Consider the following 18,123-nt stretch of genomic DNA (forward strand, 5'->3'; position numbering starts at 1 on the left):
AATGAAACTTCATAAATTTAATGCACTATTTTTAATAACTACATTTGCTATTGCTTCACACTCTGCGTTTGCCAATCCAACCAGTTACACCCACCGGAATGGTTCAACCGTAGTTGATATCAATAAAGCTGATGCCAACGGGCTTTCCCATAACATGTGGACAGATTTTAACGTTAGTAAAAAAGGGATGGTGTTAAACAATAGTACAGAAAACTTAATACGTGATAGCGGTAATATTGCGAAAAATAATAATCTGGATACTGCCGCCAAAGTCATCCTGAATGAAGTTATTTCCAATAAGGCCAGTACATTGAGTGGGTTTATCGAAGTCGCCGGCCAGAAAGCCGATGTTATTATCGCTAACCCTAACGGTATTACCTGTTCTGGCTGTAGCTTTATTAACACCAGCCGCACCACGCTGACGACCGGCACACCGGTCATGGCGGACGGCGCGCTGACAGGTTTTAATGTTACTCAGGGCCGCGTCACTATCAACGGTAATGGCCTGAAGAACAAGCAAAGCTATACCGATATTCTGGCAGAAACTGTTCGCATCAACGGTTTGGTTGAAACTGACTCTTTAAACGCGGTTGCCGGAAAATATAGCTGGGATAGCGCAAGCAGCACGTCAACCTCTGCTGGCGGCCACACGTTGTTCACGACGGCTATCGATGTCAGCGCGCTGGGCGGCGTGACGGCAGGCGTTATTCAGCTGCAAACGACGAAAGCTGGCATCGGGGTCAATAACAACGGCACGCTCTCCGCAGACGCTATTCAGATCTTATCAAATGGCTCGCTGACGAATACTGGCACAATGAAGGCCAGCGGTAGCGCTGTGCTTTCCTCTGCTGCTTCAATGAACAATTCAGGTTCGATCACGGGTAAAAATGTGCAGCTGGTTTCCTCAAATGCGCTTAATAATAGTGGAACAGTGAAAGCAGATAATGTTCTGTACACGCTGGCGAACGGGAAGATTTCTAACTCGGCGAAAGGAACACTGAGCGGAACCAGCGCATATCAGATCGTCTCTTATACCGGTGATATTGAGAACAACGGTGTGATTGAGTCAGAGGGTGCAGTCTATGCGCGTACCGGCTATATGCCTAACGAAAGCTATGTTCTGGCTCCGATAGCGAACACCAGCATTATCAATACCGGCAGCATCACTGGCGCGACAGGTGTAACACTACAGGCAACTAAGGCGATTACATTGACGACCGGATCTGTCGCTACGCAGGCTGCTGCTTACCTGAGCGCAGAGACTGTAAATAATGCAACAAGCCTGAGCGGCAATAATATTACTGTTTATGCCAACACTTTTGAAAATACCGGAACGCTGCAGGCCTCAAACCAGCTGACGGTTACGGGTGTGAGCGGGATCAGCAACTACGGAACGCTGGAAGGCAAAACGTTAACGCTTAACACCGAAGGCAAAATCAGTAGTACTTCCTGCTCCTGGTTTGCACTGTGCAAAAAAGGCACAATTTCCGCAGAAAAATTAGCCATTAATGCGCCAAAAGTCAGTAAGATCAGTGATCTTGGTGGCAACATCATCGCCCAGGTCGTTGAACTCAATAAGCCTGAGACTACCGGCTTTTAATGACGGTTCGCTTCACATGATGTTCCGGACCTGCATCATAAATAACGATCGCATCCGGAACATAAAAAAACCCAGCCGAGGCTGGGTTTTTTATTACATCCGAAACGGGAACCGTTTCTGTCGGGCTGCTTATTTAGCGCCTGGGATGCTGAAACGCTTGTTGAAGCGGTCAACACGACCACCGCTGGCAACATCACGCTGCTTACCGGTATAGAACGGGTGGCATTTGCCGCACACGTCCAGGTTCAGGTCGTGACCCACGGTTGAGCGGGTTTTGATTTCGTTACCGCAAGAACATTTAGCAGTAACTTCAGCGTAATTTGGGTGAATACCTTTTTTCATGGGAAACCTCAGTTAAGGCCGTGTCGCTCTCCCGTGCCAGGATAACCCTGCACCGGCACCACACGAAGATTAAAAATTCAGGTGTTTTGATACCGAAAAGCCGTATCAACGGCGGCGAACTATACAGAAAATAACCGCTCGCTGCAATCGAATCCGCACAATCCGGAAGACACAGTGTACACTATCTCGCTCACTATTTCATCCGGATGATATATGCCCGTTGTTCAGGTCGCACTGCCCGTCCCTCTGGCCCGTAACTTTGACTACCTGTTACCGCCCCATCTGCCTGCGGCAGTGGTTGGCGCGCGCGTCAGCGTGCCTTTTGGCAAACGCAAAGCCATTGGCGTCGTGGTCGGGCTAAGCGAGACCAGCGATTTTCCTGTCGATCAGTTAAAATCGGTTCAGGAAGTATTGGACAGCGAGTCGATTTGGTCGCCGTCATTATGGCGTATTTTGCTGTGGGCAGCCGAGTATTATCATTATCCTCTGGGTGAAGTGCTGTTCCATGCTATGCCCGTGTTACTGCGTCAGGGGAAACCCGCGCAGGCAGCGCCGCTCTGGCAGTGGTTTATTACCGAGACCGGGCGAGAAACCGCGCCGGAGAGTCTGAAACGCGCGCCTAAACAACAGCAGGCACTTGCGGCGCTGCGCCAGCGTAATCTCTACCGCCACGAAATCAGCCAGCACGATATTACAGACGCAACGTTGCAGGCTCTGCGGGCGAAAGGATTGTGTGATTTGCAGGAACAGCGTCGTACGCAGCAGGACTGGCGCGCCAGCTATGCGGTTAAAGGCGAGCGTTTACGACTGAATACCGAGCAGGCCACCGCTGTCGGCGCTATGCGCAGCGAAGATGACCATTTTGCCGCATGGCTACTGGCTGGCATCACCGGCTCAGGCAAAACAGAAGTCTATCTCAGCGTGTTGGAAAACGTGTTGGCCAACGGTGGCCAGGCGTTAGTACTGGTCCCGGAGATTGGCCTGACGCCACAGACAATTTCTCGCTTTCGCGAACGCTTTAATGCACCCGTAGACGTTCTGCACTCCGCGCTAAACGATAGCGAACGGCTGGCGGTCTGGTTAAGAGCACGCAGCGGCGAAACGGCGATTGTGATCGGTACCCGCTCGGCGCTGTTCACTCCTTTCGCCCGCCTTGGCGTCATTATTATCGATGAAGAACACGACAGCTCCTATAAGCAACAGGAAGGCTGGCGCTATCAGGCCCGCGATCTTGCTGTGTTCCGCGCCCGCCAGGAAGATATTCCGATTGTTATGGGCACGGCCACGCCCGCGCTGGAAACCTTGCACAATGTCCAGATGGGAAAATACCGCCAGCTCAACCTGAATAAACGAGCCGGGAACGCGAGCCAGGCCACGCAGCAGTTGATTGACCTGAAAGGCGTTAAGCTTCAGGGCGGCCTCTCTCCCATGCTGATCAAAAAAATGGGTGAGCATCTTAAGGCAGATAATCAAGTCTTACTGTTTCTTAACCGCCGCGGCTTTTCGCCCGCAATGCTCTGCCATGAGTGCGGGTGGATTGCCGAATGCCAGCGCTGCGATCGTTATTACACGCTGCATCAGCATCATCGTCAGCTTCGCTGCCACCATTGCGACAGCCAGCGGCCTGTTCCCCATCAATGCCCACAATGCGGCTCAACAAATCTGGTGCCTGTCGGGTTAGGTACCGAACAGCTGGAACACAACTTAAGCGAACTGTTCCCGGATGTGCCGCTTTCCCGCATTGACCGTGACACCACCAGCCGTAAAGGCGCGCTGGAGCAACATCTGGCGGATGTTCATCGCGGCGGTGCCCGTATCCTGGTTGGCACGCAGATGCTGGCAAAAGGTCACCATTTTCCTGATGTCACGCTGGTGTCGCTTTTGGACGTTGACGGCGCACTCTTTTCTGCTGATTTCCGTTCAGCCGAACGTTTTGCTCAGCTCTATACCCAGGTAGCCGGGCGTGCTGGACGCGCAGGTAAACAGGGCGAAGTGCTACTGCAAACGCACCATCCTGACCATCCGCTCCTGCAAACGCTGCTGCACAAGGGCTACGATGCCTTTGCCCGACAGGCGCTGAATGAACGCCAGACCGTCTTTTTACCTCCTTTTACCAGCCACATTCTGTTTCGCTCAGACGATCATGATAACCAGCAGTCGGCGCTGTTTTTACAGCAGCTACGCAACTTGCTGGAATCCAGCCCGTTGAAAGATGACGCATTTTGGGTAATGGGACCGGTGCCGGCGCTCCAGCCGAAACGCGGTGGACGCTATCGCTGGCAGCTTCTGTTACAACACCCTTCCAGAGGCGTGCTGCAAAGACTGATTAAGGCCACTCTGCCGCTGATTGGTACACTTCCGCAGGCGCGCAAAGTTAAATGGACCCTCGATGTGGATCCAACGGAAGGTTGAAACAGCCCTGCTATGGTGACAATGCGCTGCGAGACGTTTCGAAAAAATTCGCACAAGTCAGCGTTTTTATGCAAATTAAGTAACTTCATTAATGGACATCGGTTAGTTTTGTAGAGGGCATTGAGCAGGCAAGAGCGCTGACGATGCCCTTTTTCAATATCCTGGACAGTCAGGTCAGCGCAAGCTGACGTGAGGAGAATAGCGTTGGAGCAGAATCAAGAGGCCACTGGCGCCACCATGAAAGACGTGGCGGAAAAAGCGGGCGTATCAACAGCAACCGTGTCACGTGCGCTAATGAATCCGGAAAAAGTCTCTGCCGCAACGCGACAAAAAGTTGAAGAGGCGGTGATTGCCGTTGGGTATTCTCCCCACGCAATGACCCGCAGCGCCAGGCGCAACGAATCCCGTACGATTCTGGTTATCGTGCCGGATATCTGCGATCCCTTTTTCAGCGAGATGATTCGTGGGATTGAAACGGTAGCCGCCGATCGGGGTTATCTGGTGTTGATTGGCGATTGCGCCCATCAGAACAGCCAGGAGAATGCTTTTCTCAACCTTATGATGACCCGTCAGATTGACGGTATGGTGTTACTGGGTTCACAAGTCCCGTTTGAAACCAGTTCTGAGGAACAACGCAACCTGCCGCCGATGGTGATGGCAAATGAATTTGCCCCAGAGCTTGATCTCCCCACGGTTCATATCGACAACCTGACAGCGGCATTTGAAGCCGTCAACCACCTGCTTAAACTGGGGCACAGCCGCATCGCCTGCATTGCAGGGCCACAGGATATGCCGCTCTGCCAGTATCGCCTGCAAGGGTATATTCAGGCACTCAGGCGGAATGGCATTACGCTGGATCCCCACTATATTGTGCGGGGAGATTTTACCTTTGATGCCGGTAGCCGGGCGTTAAAGCAGCTGATGGCGCTGCCTAAACCGCCGGACGCGCTTTTCTGCCACAGCGATATTATGGCGCTGGGTGCCATGGCTCAGGCAAAACTGATGGGGCTGCGGGTACCGAAGGATTTATCGCTGATTGGCTTTGATGATATTGAGCTGTCGCGCTATAGCGATCCTCAGTTAACTACCGTTGCCCAACCCCGGTTTAATATTGGTCGTGAAGCGATGAACCTGTTACTGGAGCAGTTACAGGGTAAACCGGTTAACAGTGGATCTCGCCTGTTGGATTTCGAATTAAAAATCCGTGGCAGCACGGCGCCAGCGCTGCATGCGAGGGACTGATCGCCGCGAAAATCGCTCCCGTGCGACCTTAAAAACGAGATTCAGCAGATTCTTACTCGTATCGCTGCTGGTCAAACTTCCGGCCCTTGAGTAACATGGCGAGCTGACAGCCGGGGCACCAGCGCTGGTCCGGGCTCACCTTTCATTGAATATTAGCGGAACGATAGTGGCACAAAAAGATTACGTAAGCCGCGGGCGTTCGACAGGGACGCGTCGCAAGAAGAGCAACAGCCGCAGTAAAAAGCGCAGCAGTGGTTCAGGTGTATCAAAAGTCATGGTGATGCTTGCCGTTGCGGTGCTGGTAGCATTCGTCGGCGGGCTGTGGTTTATCGCCCATCATAAAAAAGAAGAAGAAACGCCTGTCATTCCGGATCATAAAGCTGCGGGCAACGGTCTGCCGCCTAAACCAGAAGAACGTTGGCGCTATATCAAAGAGCTGGAAAATCGACAGATTACCGTGCCTGCGCCTACGGAACCTTCCGCAGGGGGAGAAGTGCATTCCCAAACGCAGTTGACCGATGAACAGCGTCAGCTGCTTGAGCAGATGCAGGCCGACATGCGCCAGCAGCCAACCCAGCTTAACGAAGTACCGTGGAACGAACAGACGCCAGCGCAGCGCCAGCAGACGCTTCAGCGTCAGCAGCAGCAAACGCAGTTGCAAAGCATGCAGCGTCAGCAGCAACAGCAACAGCAACAATTGCAGCAGCAGCAGCAGCAGCAGCAGCAGCAGCAGCAAAATATACAGCGCCAACAGCAGCAAACGCAGCTGCAACAGCAGTCGCGTATGCAGCAGACTCAACCTGCTCGTAGCCAGCCTGCGGTTACCCACGAGCCAGCTCGTCAGGTACAGGCCCCAGCGGTAACGACGCCGAAGGCAGAAAAACCGAAACCGGTAGAGAAACCGGCAGAAAAAGAGAAAAGTCAGCGCTGGATGGTGCAGTGCGGTTCGTTCAAAGGTACCGACCAGGCCGAGTCTGCTCGCGCTGCGCTGGCTTTTGAAGGTTTTGAAAGCCGTATTACCACCGGTGGCGGCTGGAATCGGGTCGTTGTGGGTCCCTACAACAACCGGGCAAGCGCCGACAGCACGCTAAAACGCCTGCGCGGTGCGGGCCACTCAAATTGTATTCCTCTCGCCATCGGGGGTTGAAACCCTTCAAACTCGCCCCATATCTGATTGCATCATTGCCCCGCGGTAACGCGGGGAAATCTTCCGACTGCAACAAGGGGTCTGCCCGTGACAACAATTGTAAGTGTACGACGCAACGGCCAGGTAGTAATTGGCGGTGATGGCCAGGCTACTCTCGGCAACACCGTAATGAAGGGCAACGTCAAAAAAGTGCGTCGTCTCTATAATGATAAAGTCATTGCTGGTTTTGCCGGTGGTACTGCAGATGCCTTCACGCTGTTTGAGCTGTTCGAACGCAAGCTGGAAATGCATCAGGGTCATCTGGTGAAAGCGGCCGTGGAATTAGCAAAAGACTGGCGTACTGACCGCATGCTACGCAAGCTGGAAGCTCTGCTGGCAGTAGCGGACGAAAACGCCTCGCTGATCATTACCGGTAACGGCGACGTCATTCAGCCTGAAAATGATTTAATCGCCATTGGTTCCGGTGGCCCTTACGCGCAGGCAGCAGCCCGTGCGTTACTGGAAAACACCGAGATCGGCGCGCGCGACATCGTGGAAAAAGCGCTGGGTATTGCAGGCGATATCTGCATCTATACCAACCACAATCTTACTATCGAAGAATTACCGTCTAAAGCGTAAGGATCCCAACTATGTCCGAAATGACGCCGCGCGAAATTGTCAGCGAACTGAACAGATTTATTATTGGCCAGGATGGCGCCAAGCGCGCTGTAGCGATTGCCCTGCGTAATCGCTGGCGCCGCATGCAGCTTGATGACGAGTTACGCCATGAAGTGACGCCAAAAAATATTTTAATGATCGGCCCGACCGGTGTTGGTAAAACGGAAATCGCCCGTCGTCTGGCCAAGCTGGCCAACGCACCGTTTATTAAAGTCGAAGCGACTAAGTTCACCGAAGTGGGCTATGTAGGTAAGGAAGTTGACTCCATTATCCGCGATCTTACCGACTCAGCGATTAAGATGGTGCGTTCTCAGGCGATTGAAAAAAACCGCTATCGCGCCGAAGAGATGGCTGAAGAACGGATTCTTGATGTGCTGATCCCACCGGCTAAAAACAACTGGGGCCAGGCAGAAGCCGCTGCGGAACCTTCCGCTGCCCGCCAGTCCTTCCGCAAAAAACTGCGTGAAGGTCAGCTTGACGATAAAGAGATTGAAATCGATCTGGCTGCTGCGCCAATGGGTGTGGAAATCATGGCGCCTCCGGGCATGGAAGAGATGAGCAGCCAGCTGCAATCAATGTTCCAGAATCTGGGCGGTCAGAAGCAAAAGCCGCGCAAGCTGAAAATCAAAGACGCAATGAAAATGCTGGTGGAAGAAGAAGCCGCCAAGCTGGTCAATCAGGAAGAGTTAAAACAGGAAGCCATTGAAGCCGTAGAGCAGCATGGCATCGTGTTTATTGATGAGATCGATAAAGTCTGTAAGCGTGGCGAAAGCTCCGGCCCGGACGTTTCTCGTGAAGGCGTACAGCGCGATCTGCTGCCGCTGGTTGAAGGCTGTACCGTTTCCACCAAACACGGCATGGTTAAAACTGACCATATCCTGTTTATTGCTTCCGGTGCGTTCCAGGTTGCCAGCCCGTCAGATTTGATCCCGGAACTTCAGGGTCGTCTGCCAATTCGCGTTGAGCTACAGGCGCTGACAACACACGACTTCGAGCGCATTCTGACTGAGCCAAGCGCTTCCGTTACCGTTCAGTACAAAGCGCTGATGAAAACTGAAGGCGTGGATATCAATTTCACTGAAGATGGTATCACCCGCATCGCCGCCGCCGCATGGCAGGTTAACGAAACCGCTGAAAACATCGGTGCCCGTCGCCTGCATACCGTGCTGGAACGTCTGATGGAAGAGATTTCCTACGACGCCAGCGATCTCAACGGTACCTCCATTACCATCGATGCTGACTATGTTGGTAAGCATCTGGATGAGCTGGTGGCCGATGAAGATCTCAGCCGCTTCATTCTGTAAGCGCACAACGATCGGGAGGCTTCGGCCTCCTTTTTTTTAACGCTTTCGTCATCAAAAACCCCGCCTGAACGCGCATCTCATCCGCTTTTAATCAGCACTGTGTTAACAGAACCCCCGACGTCGTAACTATCATTGATGTGGATTAATTCTTCCGGTTTGGCCAGACAGTAAACTGCTTATCATCCCCATTCCTTTTAAGCCAAATGCGAACCCCTATGACGGAAAACATCTGTGCCGTTCCAGCCCTGACCTCCTCTCAAGCCTGGCTGGAAAGCCTTCGTTTACGCACGCTTCCTCTCGCCTGCGCTTCGGTAATAACCGGTTCAGCGTTAGCCTGGTGGCAAGGCCAGTTTCATTTTTCTACTGCCGTGTTAGCGCTGCTCACCACGGCGCTGCTGCAAATCCTTTCTAACCTGGCTAACGATTATGGCGATGCGGTTAAAGGCAGTGACACGCCTGAACGTATCGGGCCGCTGCGTGGTATGCAAAAAGGTCTTATTAGCCAGAAACAGATGCGTGTCGCGCTGGTGCTTACCGTTGCGCTTACGCTTATCTCAGGGGTTTTTCTGGTGGTAAATTCGTGCCAGTCACTGAACGATATGCTGGGATTTCTGGCGTTAGGCGCGCTGGCAATCGTTGCTGCTATTGCCTATACGGTAGGTAAAAAGCCCTACGGCTATCTCGGCCTGGGCGATGTTTCGGTATTGATTTTCTTCGGCTGGCTTGGGGTTTTAGGCAGCTATTACCTTCAGGCACATCATTTAAACGCGGTCCTGTTATTGCCTGCCAGTGCCTGCGGCTTACTGGCGGTCGCGGTGCTGAACGTTAACAATATGCGGGATATTGAAAGCGATCGGAAAAATGGCAAATTTACGCTGGCCGTACGGCTGGGCACCAGAAATGCTCGCTGCTACCATGCTTTTTTACTTTTTGGCTCGCTGCTCTGTTTCGGTTTATTTGCCATCATGGCTTCGCTGAGCCTGACAGGCTGGCTGTTTATGCTGGCCGCGCCGCTGCTGTCGCATCAGGGCCATTTTATTCTGCGGCAAACTTCAGCCAGCGCAATGCGCCCAATGCTGGCGAAAACGGTCAAAAGCGCCCTGCTGGTTAATCTGCTTTTCGCCATCGGTCTGGTAATGAATTAACGAAGATGTGATTGACCCATCGCAAGTTTTAACCCGTGATGATTTTGCCAACAACCGGCAGATAGCGATATACTTACTCTCCCTGTGGCAAACAGATGAACCCTTATGAAATATGATACTTCCGAACTTTGCGACATCTATCAAGAAGATGTGAATGTCGTTGAACCGCTCTTCTCAAACTTCGGTGGCCGCACCTCGTTTGGCGGGCAAATTATTACGGTAAAATGTTTCGAAGATAACGGGCTTCTGTATGACCTGCTGGAAGAGAACGGACGCGGGCGCATTTTGCTGGTAGACGGCGGTGGCTCAGTACGGCGCGCGCTGGTTGACGCGGATCTGGCGCGGCTGGCGCTACAGAATGAATGGGAAGGCATTGTGGTCTATGGCTCGGTGCGCCAGGTAGACGACCTGGAAGAACTCGACATTGGTATTCAGGCCATTGCCGCTATTCCTGTTGGCGCGGCGGGTGAAGGCATTGGTGAAAGCGATATCCGGGTTAATTTCGGCGGCGTCACCTTCTTCTCCGGCGATCATCTGTATGCCGACAATACCGGTATTATCCTTTCCGAAGCGCCTCTCGATATCGAATAGCAAAAACGGGTGCACACAGGCACCCGTCTTTTTACTGTTAGCCTGACTGGGAAATCAGACTTCTTCCATTTTTCCCAGCAGTGCTCGCAGACGCTCCTGCCAGACAAGTTGCTCTTCTTTCAGGTGCTGGTTCTCACGCACCAGATTCTCGCTGTTGCCAGCGGCCTGTTGTACCTGCTGATTCAGATTATTATTCTGATCTTTCAGCTCTTCAATTTCCATTTGCAACAGGGTGATAGTATCAATCGCCTGCTGTACTTTTGATTCCAGTTTCTCGAACACTTCAAATGACATCGTAAATGACCTCTCCTAATCGCAAGGCGTTGATGTTGCTATTGCCGATCGTGAGGGTTTAGCCAGCAGACTGCGGATAGCAACGATGTTCCGATTGTAAGTAGACCAGCCCGCCAAGTCCAGCAGCGAACCGGTAGGGTAGCCGGATAGTGGGAATTTTCTGTAAAGTTCCGGTTTTGCAACATTTACGCCCCACGAAAGTAAGGTCATTGTTAACAGATTGCGAAACAGAAACTCAAACGAAAGCCTGAAACTGCCTAAAATCCGCCAGAAAGACGCGTAAACGCTCATTTCTTTGACACAGCACACAACTTTTGATTTCGCTATTTCTCGTTTATGCTCGTTAACGATAAATTCACAACAGCTCCGCAAAAGATCGGGGCGACTCACGGAATGAGAAAAAAAAACGCTGTAGAACATTAAACCTCGCCTTCAGGAAACACCATCATGAGTCAATCAACAAGTACGCTTAAAGGGCAATGCATCGCCGAGTTTCTGGGTGTCGGCACCATCATTTTCTTTGGCGCCGGCTGTGTCGCAGCGGCAAAAGTCGCCGGGGCAGTGTTAGGACTGTGGGAAATCAGCATTATCTGGGGGATTGCCGTTGCGATGGCGGTCTACCTCAGCGCCGCCGTTTCCGGCGCTCACCTGAATCCTGCCGTGACTATCGCCCTCTGCCTGTTTGCTAATTTTGAACGTCGTAAAGTTATTCCGTATATTCTGGCGCAGGTTGCGGGCGCTTTCTGCTCTGCCGCGCTGGTTTATGCCCTCTACTACAATCTGTTCCTGGACTACGAGCAGACCCACCATATGGTGCGAGGCAGCGTAGACAGCCTTGAGCTGGCGGGTATCTTCTCCACCTACCCGAATCCGCACATCAGCGTTGGTCAGGCCTTCCTGGTGGAAGCCGTGATTACCGCCGTGATGATGGGTCTGATTATGGCGCTGACCGACGACGGTAACGGGCTGCCGCGCGGTCCAATGGCTCCCCTGCTCATCGGCCTGCTGATCGCCGTTATCGGCGGCGCAATGGGCCCACTGACCGGCTTTGCGTTGAACCCGGCTCGTGATTTCGGTCCTAAGATTTTCGCCTGGCTGGCGGGCTGGGGCAATGTTGCCTTTACCGGTGGCCGTGACATCCCTTATTTCCTCGTGCCAATCTTTGGCCCGATCGTTGGCGCCTGCGTTGGGGCAGTTGGCTATCGTTCTCTGATCGGCCGTAATCTGCCAGGCGCAGTTGCGGTAAAGAAAGAAGAAAAGACGGTAGCTCGTGCTGAGCAGCGTAAAGCGTAAGTGCTAACCCTCTACACCATCAGGAAGGATTTATGACCACAGAAAAAAAATATATAGTCGCGTTAGATCAGGGTACCACCAGTTCCCGTGCCGTTATCCTGGATCATGACTCCAATATTGTGGCGGTCTCCCAGCGCGAGTTTCAGCAGATCTACCCTAAAACGGGCTGGGTTGAGCACGATCCGATGGACATTTGGGCATCGCAAAGCTCCACGCTGGTCGAAGTGCTGGCTCACGCCGACATTCGCTCGGATGAGATTGCCGCTATCGGCATCACCAACCAGCGTGAAACGGCTATCGTCTGGGACAAAGAAACCGGTAAGCCGATCTACAACGCCATTGTCTGGCAGGATCCGCGCACCGCTGACTACTGCGCCAAACTGAAAAAAGAAGGGCTGGAAGAGTACATTCAGCACACCACGGGCCTGGTCATTAACCCTTACTTCTCCGGGACGAAGGTGAAATGGATCCTTGACCACGTTGATGGCGCTCGCGAGCGTGCTAAACGCGGCGAGCTGCTATTCGGTACGGTGGATTCCTGGCTGGTATGGAAAATGACCCAGGGGCGGGTGCATATCACCGATTACACCAACGCCTCCCGTACCATGATGTTTAACATCCACAAGCTGGAATGGGATCAGCGCATGCTGGACATCCTGGATATCCCGCGTGAGATGCTGCCAGAAGTGAAGTCCTCTTCTGAAATTTACGGCCAGACCAATATCGGCGGTAAAGGCGGAACGCGTATTCCTATCGCGGGTATCGCGGGCGATCAGCAGGCAGCGCTGTATGGCCAGCTGTGCGTTCAGCCGGGTATGGCGAAAAACACCTACGGCACCGGCTGCTTTATGCTGATGAACACCGGCACCGAAGCCGTCACGTCCAACAACGGCCTGTTAACCACTATCGCCTGCGGCCCACGGGGCGAAGTGAACTATGCGCTGGAAGGTGCGGTATTCATCGGCGGCGCATCTATCCAGTGGCTGCGTGATGAGATGAAGCTAATCGGTGATGCGACCGACTCTGAATATTTCGCGATGAAAGTGAAAGACAGTAACGGCGTGTATATGGTGCCAGCCTTTACGGGCCTGGGCGCGCCGTACTGGGATCCGTATGCTCGCGGAGCCATCTTCGGCCTGACGCGCGGTGCCAATGCTAACCACATCATACGCGCCACGCTGGAATCTATCGCCTACCAGACCCGCGACGTGCTGGAAGCGATGCAGATTGATGCCAATACCCGCCTGCAATCACTGCGCGTGGATGGCGGCGCGGTCGCCAACAACTTCCTGATGCAGTTCCAGTCCGACATTCTGGGCGCGCGCGTTGAACGTCCTGAAGTCCTGGAAGTGACCGCGCTGGGTTCCGCTTATCTGGCTGGCCTGGCCGTTGGCTTCTGGAAAGATCTGGACGAAGTCCGTGCAAAAGCGGTTATCGAACGTGAATTCCGCCCAAGCATTGAGACCACCGAGCGTAATTACCGCTACGCAGGCTGGAAAAAAGCCGTTGCCCGCGCCCGCGCATGGGAAGAGCAGGACGACTCGTAAGCCTTACCTTCTACCCTCTGCCCGCGGTCGCCACGATCGCGGGCTTTTTCCGCGCCCGCCATGCTAAGCTTTCCGCCTCATCCTCTTTCCAGGGCTAATCATGAAACGAGAACTCGCCATTGAATTTTCACGCGTAACGGAAGCCGCAGCGCTGGCTGGCTATAAGTGGCTCGGACGCGGCGACAAAAATGCCGCTGACGGCGCGGCGGTCCATGCGATGCGTATTATGCTCAATAAAGTGAATATTGACGGGCAAATCGTCATTGGCGAAGGGGAGATCGATGAAGCTCCCATGCTCTACATCGGCGAAAAAGTCGGCAGCGGTGAAGGCGATGCGGTAGATATTGCCGTGGATCCTATTGAAGGCACGCGAATGACGGCGATGGGCCAGGCAAACGCGCTGACCGTATTGGCCGTTGGTGATAAAGGCACCTTTCTCAAGGCGCCTGATATGTATATGGAGAAGCTGGTTGTCGGCCCGGGCGCAAAAGGCGCAATCGATCTGGCGCAGCCGCTGGAAGAAAACCTGAAGCGCGTGGCGCAGGCATTGCAGAAACCGCTGTCAGAAGTGACCGTGACGATTCTTGCCAAACCCCGACACGATGACATCATCCGCTCATTGCAGCAGTTAGGCGTGCGCATCTTTGCTTTCCCTGACGGCGATGTAGCCGCGTCTATCCTGACCTGCATGCCAGACAGCGAAATCGATGTGCTGTACGGCATTGGCGGCGCGCCAGAAGGCGTGATTTCCGCCGCGGTCATCCGCGCGCTGGATGGCGATATGCAGGGGCGTCTGCTGGCGCGCCATAGGGTAAAAGGCGACACGCCGGAAAATCGCGCCATGGGCGAGCAGGAAGAAAAACGCTGTCTGGAAATGGGCATTAAAGCGGGAGAAATATTGCAGCTGGATGATATGGCCCATAACGATAATGTGATTTTTTCAGCCACCGGCATCACCAGCGGCGACTTGCTGAAAGGGATCACCCGTCAGGGCAACATCGCCACCAGCGAAACGTTATTGATACGCGGTAAATCACGCACCATTCGCCGTATACAGTCCATTCACTATCTGGATCGTAAAGACGAAAGCCTGCACCCGTACCTTCTGTAGATAAAAAATGGCGGGTCAGTTTGCTGCCCGCCATTCTGCCACTCCCGATGTCAGTCGACTGAACGACCTGGACTACCTGTTACCCCGCTATGCCGTCTGCGGCTCAGGCCGCTTCGATAAAGGCAACCAGCAGAGCAGAATAAGCAACGCCATGGCAAACATCAGCATGCCAAGGCTGAACTGGCCTTTCTGCGGCAGCAACGCCGACAGCCATGCCGCCAGACCCGATCCCAGATTTTGTAAGCCGCCCAGCAGCGCACCCGCCGTGCCAGCCATATAAGGCCAGGGCTCCATCGCGCCCGTTGTGGCTAACGGAAACAGCATTCCCGCACCAAAGAAGAACAGCGCGGCGGGAACAATCAGCGTCCAGATGGTCATTATGCCAAACCATGCCGGTATCCACATGAGTGCGCCAGCAAGCAAACAGCTGTTCACCGACCACCACATCAGCTGTGGGAAAGGTTTGTTATCGCGACCAGCAAACCATGCACCGAAGAAAGCGGCCGGAATTGGCAGGATAAACAGCAGGCTGACCGTAATACTGTTGAGGCCCAGCACGCCGCCCATCAGCACACCGCAGCTTGCTTCAAACACCGCTATGCCACCCAGTGCACCCATCAGCATCACCAGGTAGCGAATAAACGTGCCGTCTGCCAGCAAGGGCCGATAGCGTGAAAACAAAGCGCGTTTTTCCGGCTGCGGCGGACGAGTCTCCGGCAGCCAACGCAGCATAGCCACACCGACCGACAGGCAAAGCGCCAGCAGAAAGACAAAACAGGCATGCCAGCCAACCCAGTGCGTCAACACAGCGCCAATAACGGGCGCAACCAGTGGGCTAACCAGGATCCCCATATTCAGCAGGCTGTTAGCCTGCCTGAGCGCGCCACCCGCATACAGGTCTCGCGGCATCGTTCTGGCCATTACGCCCGCCACGCCCGTGCCTAAGCCCTGAATAGCGCTGCCCAGTACCAGCAGATCGAAAGTCGGTGCGCTGAGGGCGATCAGCGTCCCGATAAGGAATACGCCCAGCCCGGCAAGGATTACCGGCCGCCGGCCAATGTTGTCCGAGAGCGGACCATATAAAAGCTGTGAGCCGCCATAGGTCATCAGATAAGCCGCCATTACCCGCTGGACCACGCCGTCACGAACGTTAAAGGCTTCAGCAATGGTAGCCATGGCGGGCACATAAATGGTTTGCGCCATCTGCCCGACGGCCACCAGCGCGATCAGCATTACCAGCAGATGCCCGTTTGCTATTTTTTTCATTTTTTTCAACATTTATTGGCGCTATCGTCCCGATAAAGACGACCGGCCGGGAAAGGGAATTTTATGGCGAGGAAAATATCAGGAATAAATGACAAAGCGAGAGGGGCAGCAAAAAAAAGAGGCGGCCCGGCGTCAGCAAAAGCAGGCAATGCCGTAAATGAAACTGTACGTTATAGTCAAAAAGTGGGTTTAATTTGTCGATACGAGCTTTGTCCCCTGCCACCGACTGGAAAAATCGTCGTGTAGTGACGAAGATACGGTTATTAACCTGCTTTCCCCAACTAAGGAGTCAGTAATGGCCGAATGGGTCAACGCCAGGATCAAACAGGTACATGACTGGACGGACAGTCTTTTCAGCATCACCGTCAACGCCCCTATCGATCCGTTTATTGCGGGTCAGTTTGCCAAGCTGGCCTTGGAAATAGACGGGGAACGCGTACAGCGTGCCTATTCTTATGTTAATGCGCCGAGTGATGAGAATCTTGAGTTCTATCTGGTGACCGTGCCGGAAGGCAAGCTCAGCCCTCGCCTTCACGCATTGCAGCCCGGCCAGGAGCTAATGATCACCAAAGAAGCGGCAGGTTTCTTTGTGCTGGACGAAATCCCCGAGTGCAAAACCCTCTGGATGCTGGCGACCGGAACGGCCATCGGCCCTTACCTGTCTATTTTGCAGGAAGGCGTGGGGCTGGATCGTTTCGATCATATCGTTCTGGTCCATGCTGCACGTTACGCGCAGGATCTGAGCTATTTGCCGCTCATGCAGCAGCTACAGCAGCGTTATAACGGTAAGTTAAGGATTCAGACCGTGGTTAGCCGTGAAGAAGCCACGGGGTCGTTAACCGGCCGGGTTCCCGCACTGATAGAAAACGGCGAGCTGGAAGCGGCCGTAGGCTTACCGATGACGGCAGAAGAGAGCCACATCATGCTTTGTGGCAATCCACAAATGGTCAGGGATACGCAGCAGCTGCTAAAAGAGACCCGCGGAATGCGCAAGCATCTGAAGCGTAAACCGGGCCACATGACCAGCGAACACTACTGGTAATCCGGCGTTTTACGGTTGAAATAGTTAACCGGCCGCGCTTTTTTACCAAAGCGGTTCTCGCCTGGACTACCACGAAATACGCCGAGTTCCAGCGTCATCGTCACCATAATCAGCGCAGGAATAAAGCGGCCCAGCGCCCATTGCCAACTGGCGGGCAGCATGTCCCAGTTACCCGCCATCAGCATCCAGGCGACGATCAACAAGAGCGCCCAGTAAGCAGACTTATTACGATCGTGTAGCCGCTTCACCACTACCGCACTACAGGGCCATAACAGGCTGACCACGCAGAAAGCTGCCGTCTGGGTCGTCATCCAACCGCGAGCGGCCAGGGTAAAAAGCAGCGTCATCAGCACCAGCCACAGGGTCAGCCAGATCCAAAGATCGCGTCTACCCAGTCTGCCATGCCACGAAAAACACCATGCTTGTAAGGTCATAAATTCTCCCTCAGAACAGCGTCAGGCTTTGACTTTTTTAGTCATTGTCCGTTCTAATCTTCAACTGAATGTACTGGTTAGGGCAGACGATAATGAATAAAGCGATGTTGACGGGCATCACGTTACTGGTCTCGCTGGCAACAGCAGCAGCGCAGGCCAATGCCGATCCGCAGGATCGTACCGAACATATGCCAACGGCGCCTTATCTTCTGGCGGGATCGCCCACCTTCGATATGACTATCGGCCAGTTTCGCGAAAAGTATAATGCGGTGAACTCTGCGTTACCGATTCCTGAGTATCGCGCAACAGACAGCCGGGGTGACAAAAGTAATCTGACGCGTGCCGCCAGTAAGATCAATGAAAATCTCTATAGTTCTACCGCGCTGGAACAGGGAACAGGAAAGATCAAAACGTTGCAGATTACCTGGCTACCGGTTCCTGGCCCGGAGGAGAAAGCGGCACGCGACAAAGCGCTGGCCTACATGACCGCGCTGGAACGTTTTTTTGAGCCAACGCTTAGCGAAGAGCAGAGTCTTAAAAGGCTGGAGGATTTGTTAAGCAAGGGTAAAGGTTCACGCTATTTTGCTCAGACCGAAGGCGCCGTTCGCTACGTGATCGCGGATAACGGCGACAAGGGACTGACCTTTGCCATTGAGCCGATAAAACTGGCGATGGGAAATAACTGACCCGGCGCAA

17 protein-coding genes are annotated in these 18,123 nt (G+C 53.6%); 13 read left to right on the forward strand and 4 right to left on the reverse strand.

Features of this window, described 5'->3' with window-relative positions:
• Position 1 precedes the first annotated feature (1 nt).
• On the forward strand, positions 2 to 1,600 hold the full coding sequence (locus AAGQ96_RS20945) for a filamentous hemagglutinin N-terminal domain-containing protein (protein WP_342754469.1): 1,599 nt from the start codon (positions 2 to 4) through the stop codon (positions 1,598 to 1,600).
• A gap of 129 nt (positions 1,601 to 1,729) precedes the next feature.
• Here the strand turns inward: AAGQ96_RS20945 and rpmE are convergent, their stop codons facing one another.
• The gene (gene rpmE, locus AAGQ96_RS20950; RefSeq protein ID WP_147200315.1) at positions 1,730 to 1,942 is read right to left on the reverse strand and encodes a 50S ribosomal protein L31; all 213 of its coding nucleotides are present in this window, start codon (positions 1,940 to 1,942) and stop codon (positions 1,730 to 1,732) included.
• 213 nt (positions 1,943 to 2,155) lie between these two features.
• Between rpmE and priA the strand changes: the two genes are divergently transcribed.
• From priA to rraA, 7 genes are all read left to right on the forward strand, one after another.
• On the forward strand, positions 2,156 to 4,354 hold the full coding sequence (gene priA / locus AAGQ96_RS20955) for a primosomal protein N' (RefSeq protein WP_342754470.1): 2,199 nt from the start codon (positions 2,156 to 2,158) through the stop codon (positions 4,352 to 4,354).
• A gap of 204 nt (positions 4,355 to 4,558) precedes the next feature.
• The gene (gene cytR / locus AAGQ96_RS20960) at positions 4,559 to 5,596 is read left to right on the forward strand and encodes a DNA-binding transcriptional regulator CytR (protein ID WP_147200317.1); all 1,038 of its coding nucleotides are present in this window, start codon (positions 4,559 to 4,561) and stop codon (positions 5,594 to 5,596) included.
• A 166-nt stretch (positions 5,597 to 5,762) separates the two neighbouring features.
• Positions 5,763 to 6,743: a cell division protein FtsN gene (gene ftsN / locus AAGQ96_RS20965; RefSeq protein ID WP_342754471.1), complete on the forward strand. Its 981-nt coding sequence runs from the start codon at positions 5,763 to 5,765 to the stop codon at positions 6,741 to 6,743.
• An 87-nt stretch (positions 6,744 to 6,830) separates the two neighbouring features.
• On the forward strand, positions 6,831 to 7,361 hold the full coding sequence (hslV, locus tag AAGQ96_RS20970; protein ID WP_147200319.1) for an ATP-dependent protease subunit HslV: 531 nt from the start codon (positions 6,831 to 6,833) through the stop codon (positions 7,359 to 7,361).
• A gap of 11 nt (positions 7,362 to 7,372) precedes the next feature.
• Positions 7,373 to 8,704: an HslU--HslV peptidase ATPase subunit gene (gene hslU / locus AAGQ96_RS20975; protein WP_147200320.1), complete on the forward strand. Its 1,332-nt coding sequence runs from the start codon at positions 7,373 to 7,375 to the stop codon at positions 8,702 to 8,704.
• A 215-nt stretch (positions 8,705 to 8,919) separates the two neighbouring features.
• Positions 8,920 to 9,849: a 1,4-dihydroxy-2-naphthoate polyprenyltransferase gene (locus AAGQ96_RS20980; RefSeq protein ID WP_342754472.1), complete on the forward strand. Its 930-nt coding sequence runs from the start codon at positions 8,920 to 8,922 to the stop codon at positions 9,847 to 9,849.
• 105 nt (positions 9,850 to 9,954) lie between these two features.
• A complete protein-coding gene (gene rraA / locus AAGQ96_RS20985) occupies positions 9,955 to 10,440 on the forward strand; it encodes a ribonuclease E activity regulator RraA (RefSeq protein WP_147200322.1) in 486 nt (161 codons plus the stop codon).
• A gap of 54 nt (positions 10,441 to 10,494) precedes the next feature.
• On the opposite strand, the gene zapB is transcribed toward rraA, so the two are convergent.
• Positions 10,495 to 10,734: a cell division protein ZapB gene (zapB, locus tag AAGQ96_RS20990; protein ID WP_147200323.1), complete on the reverse strand. Its 240-nt coding sequence runs from the start codon at positions 10,732 to 10,734 to the stop codon at positions 10,495 to 10,497.
• Positions 10,735 to 11,181: 447 nt separating this feature from the next.
• On the opposite strand from zapB, the gene AAGQ96_RS20995 reads away from it, so the two are divergent.
• The 3 genes from AAGQ96_RS20995 to glpX all read left to right on the forward strand — a co-directional run bounded on the left by AAGQ96_RS20995 (position 11,182) and on the right by glpX (position 14,685).
• Positions 11,182 to 12,027 (forward strand): MIP/aquaporin family protein, encoded by an 846-nt coding sequence (locus AAGQ96_RS20995; protein WP_147200325.1) that lies wholly within the window; start codon positions 11,182 to 11,184, stop codon positions 12,025 to 12,027.
• Positions 12,028 to 12,059: 32 nt separating this feature from the next.
• The gene (glpK, locus tag AAGQ96_RS21000) at positions 12,060 to 13,574 is read left to right on the forward strand and encodes a glycerol kinase GlpK (protein ID WP_147200326.1); all 1,515 of its coding nucleotides are present in this window, start codon (positions 12,060 to 12,062) and stop codon (positions 13,572 to 13,574) included.
• A 100-nt stretch (positions 13,575 to 13,674) separates the two neighbouring features.
• Entirely contained in the window at positions 13,675 to 14,685 is a 1,011-nt protein-coding gene (gene glpX, locus AAGQ96_RS21005; protein WP_342754473.1) for a class II fructose-bisphosphatase, read from the forward strand.
• Positions 14,686 to 14,772: 87 nt separating this feature from the next.
• Here glpX and emrD read toward each other — a convergent pair whose 3' ends face one another.
• A complete protein-coding gene (emrD, locus tag AAGQ96_RS21010; protein ID WP_342754474.1) occupies positions 14,773 to 15,951 on the reverse strand; it encodes a multidrug efflux MFS transporter EmrD in 1,179 nt (392 codons plus the stop codon).
• 295 nt (positions 15,952 to 16,246) lie between these two features.
• On the opposite strand from emrD, the gene fpr reads away from it, so the two are divergent.
• Positions 16,247 to 16,993, forward strand: coding sequence for a ferredoxin--NADP(+) reductase (gene fpr, locus AAGQ96_RS21015; protein WP_147200329.1), 747 nt, complete (start codon positions 16,247 to 16,249; stop codon positions 16,991 to 16,993).
• On the opposite strand, the gene AAGQ96_RS21020 is transcribed toward fpr, so the two are convergent.
• Complete coding sequence (locus AAGQ96_RS21020) at positions 16,984 to 17,427, reverse strand: DUF805 domain-containing protein (protein WP_147200330.1); 444 nt, start codon at positions 17,425 to 17,427, stop codon at positions 16,984 to 16,986. The genes fpr and AAGQ96_RS21020 overlap by 10 nt on opposite strands.
• Before the next feature lie 92 nt (positions 17,428 to 17,519).
• Here AAGQ96_RS21020 and AAGQ96_RS21025 point away from each other — a divergent pair, with 92 nt between their 5' ends.
• The gene (locus tag AAGQ96_RS21025) at positions 17,520 to 18,113 is read left to right on the forward strand and encodes a YiiQ family protein (RefSeq protein WP_147200331.1); all 594 of its coding nucleotides are present in this window, start codon (positions 17,520 to 17,522) and stop codon (positions 18,111 to 18,113) included.
• The last annotated feature ends 10 nt before the right edge of the window (positions 18,114 to 18,123 follow it).

This window comes from Pantoea sp. MBD-2R, from assembly GCF_039134845.1.
In the GTDB taxonomy this organism is placed as follows: Bacteria; Pseudomonadota; Gammaproteobacteria; order Enterobacterales; family Enterobacteriaceae; genus Erwinia.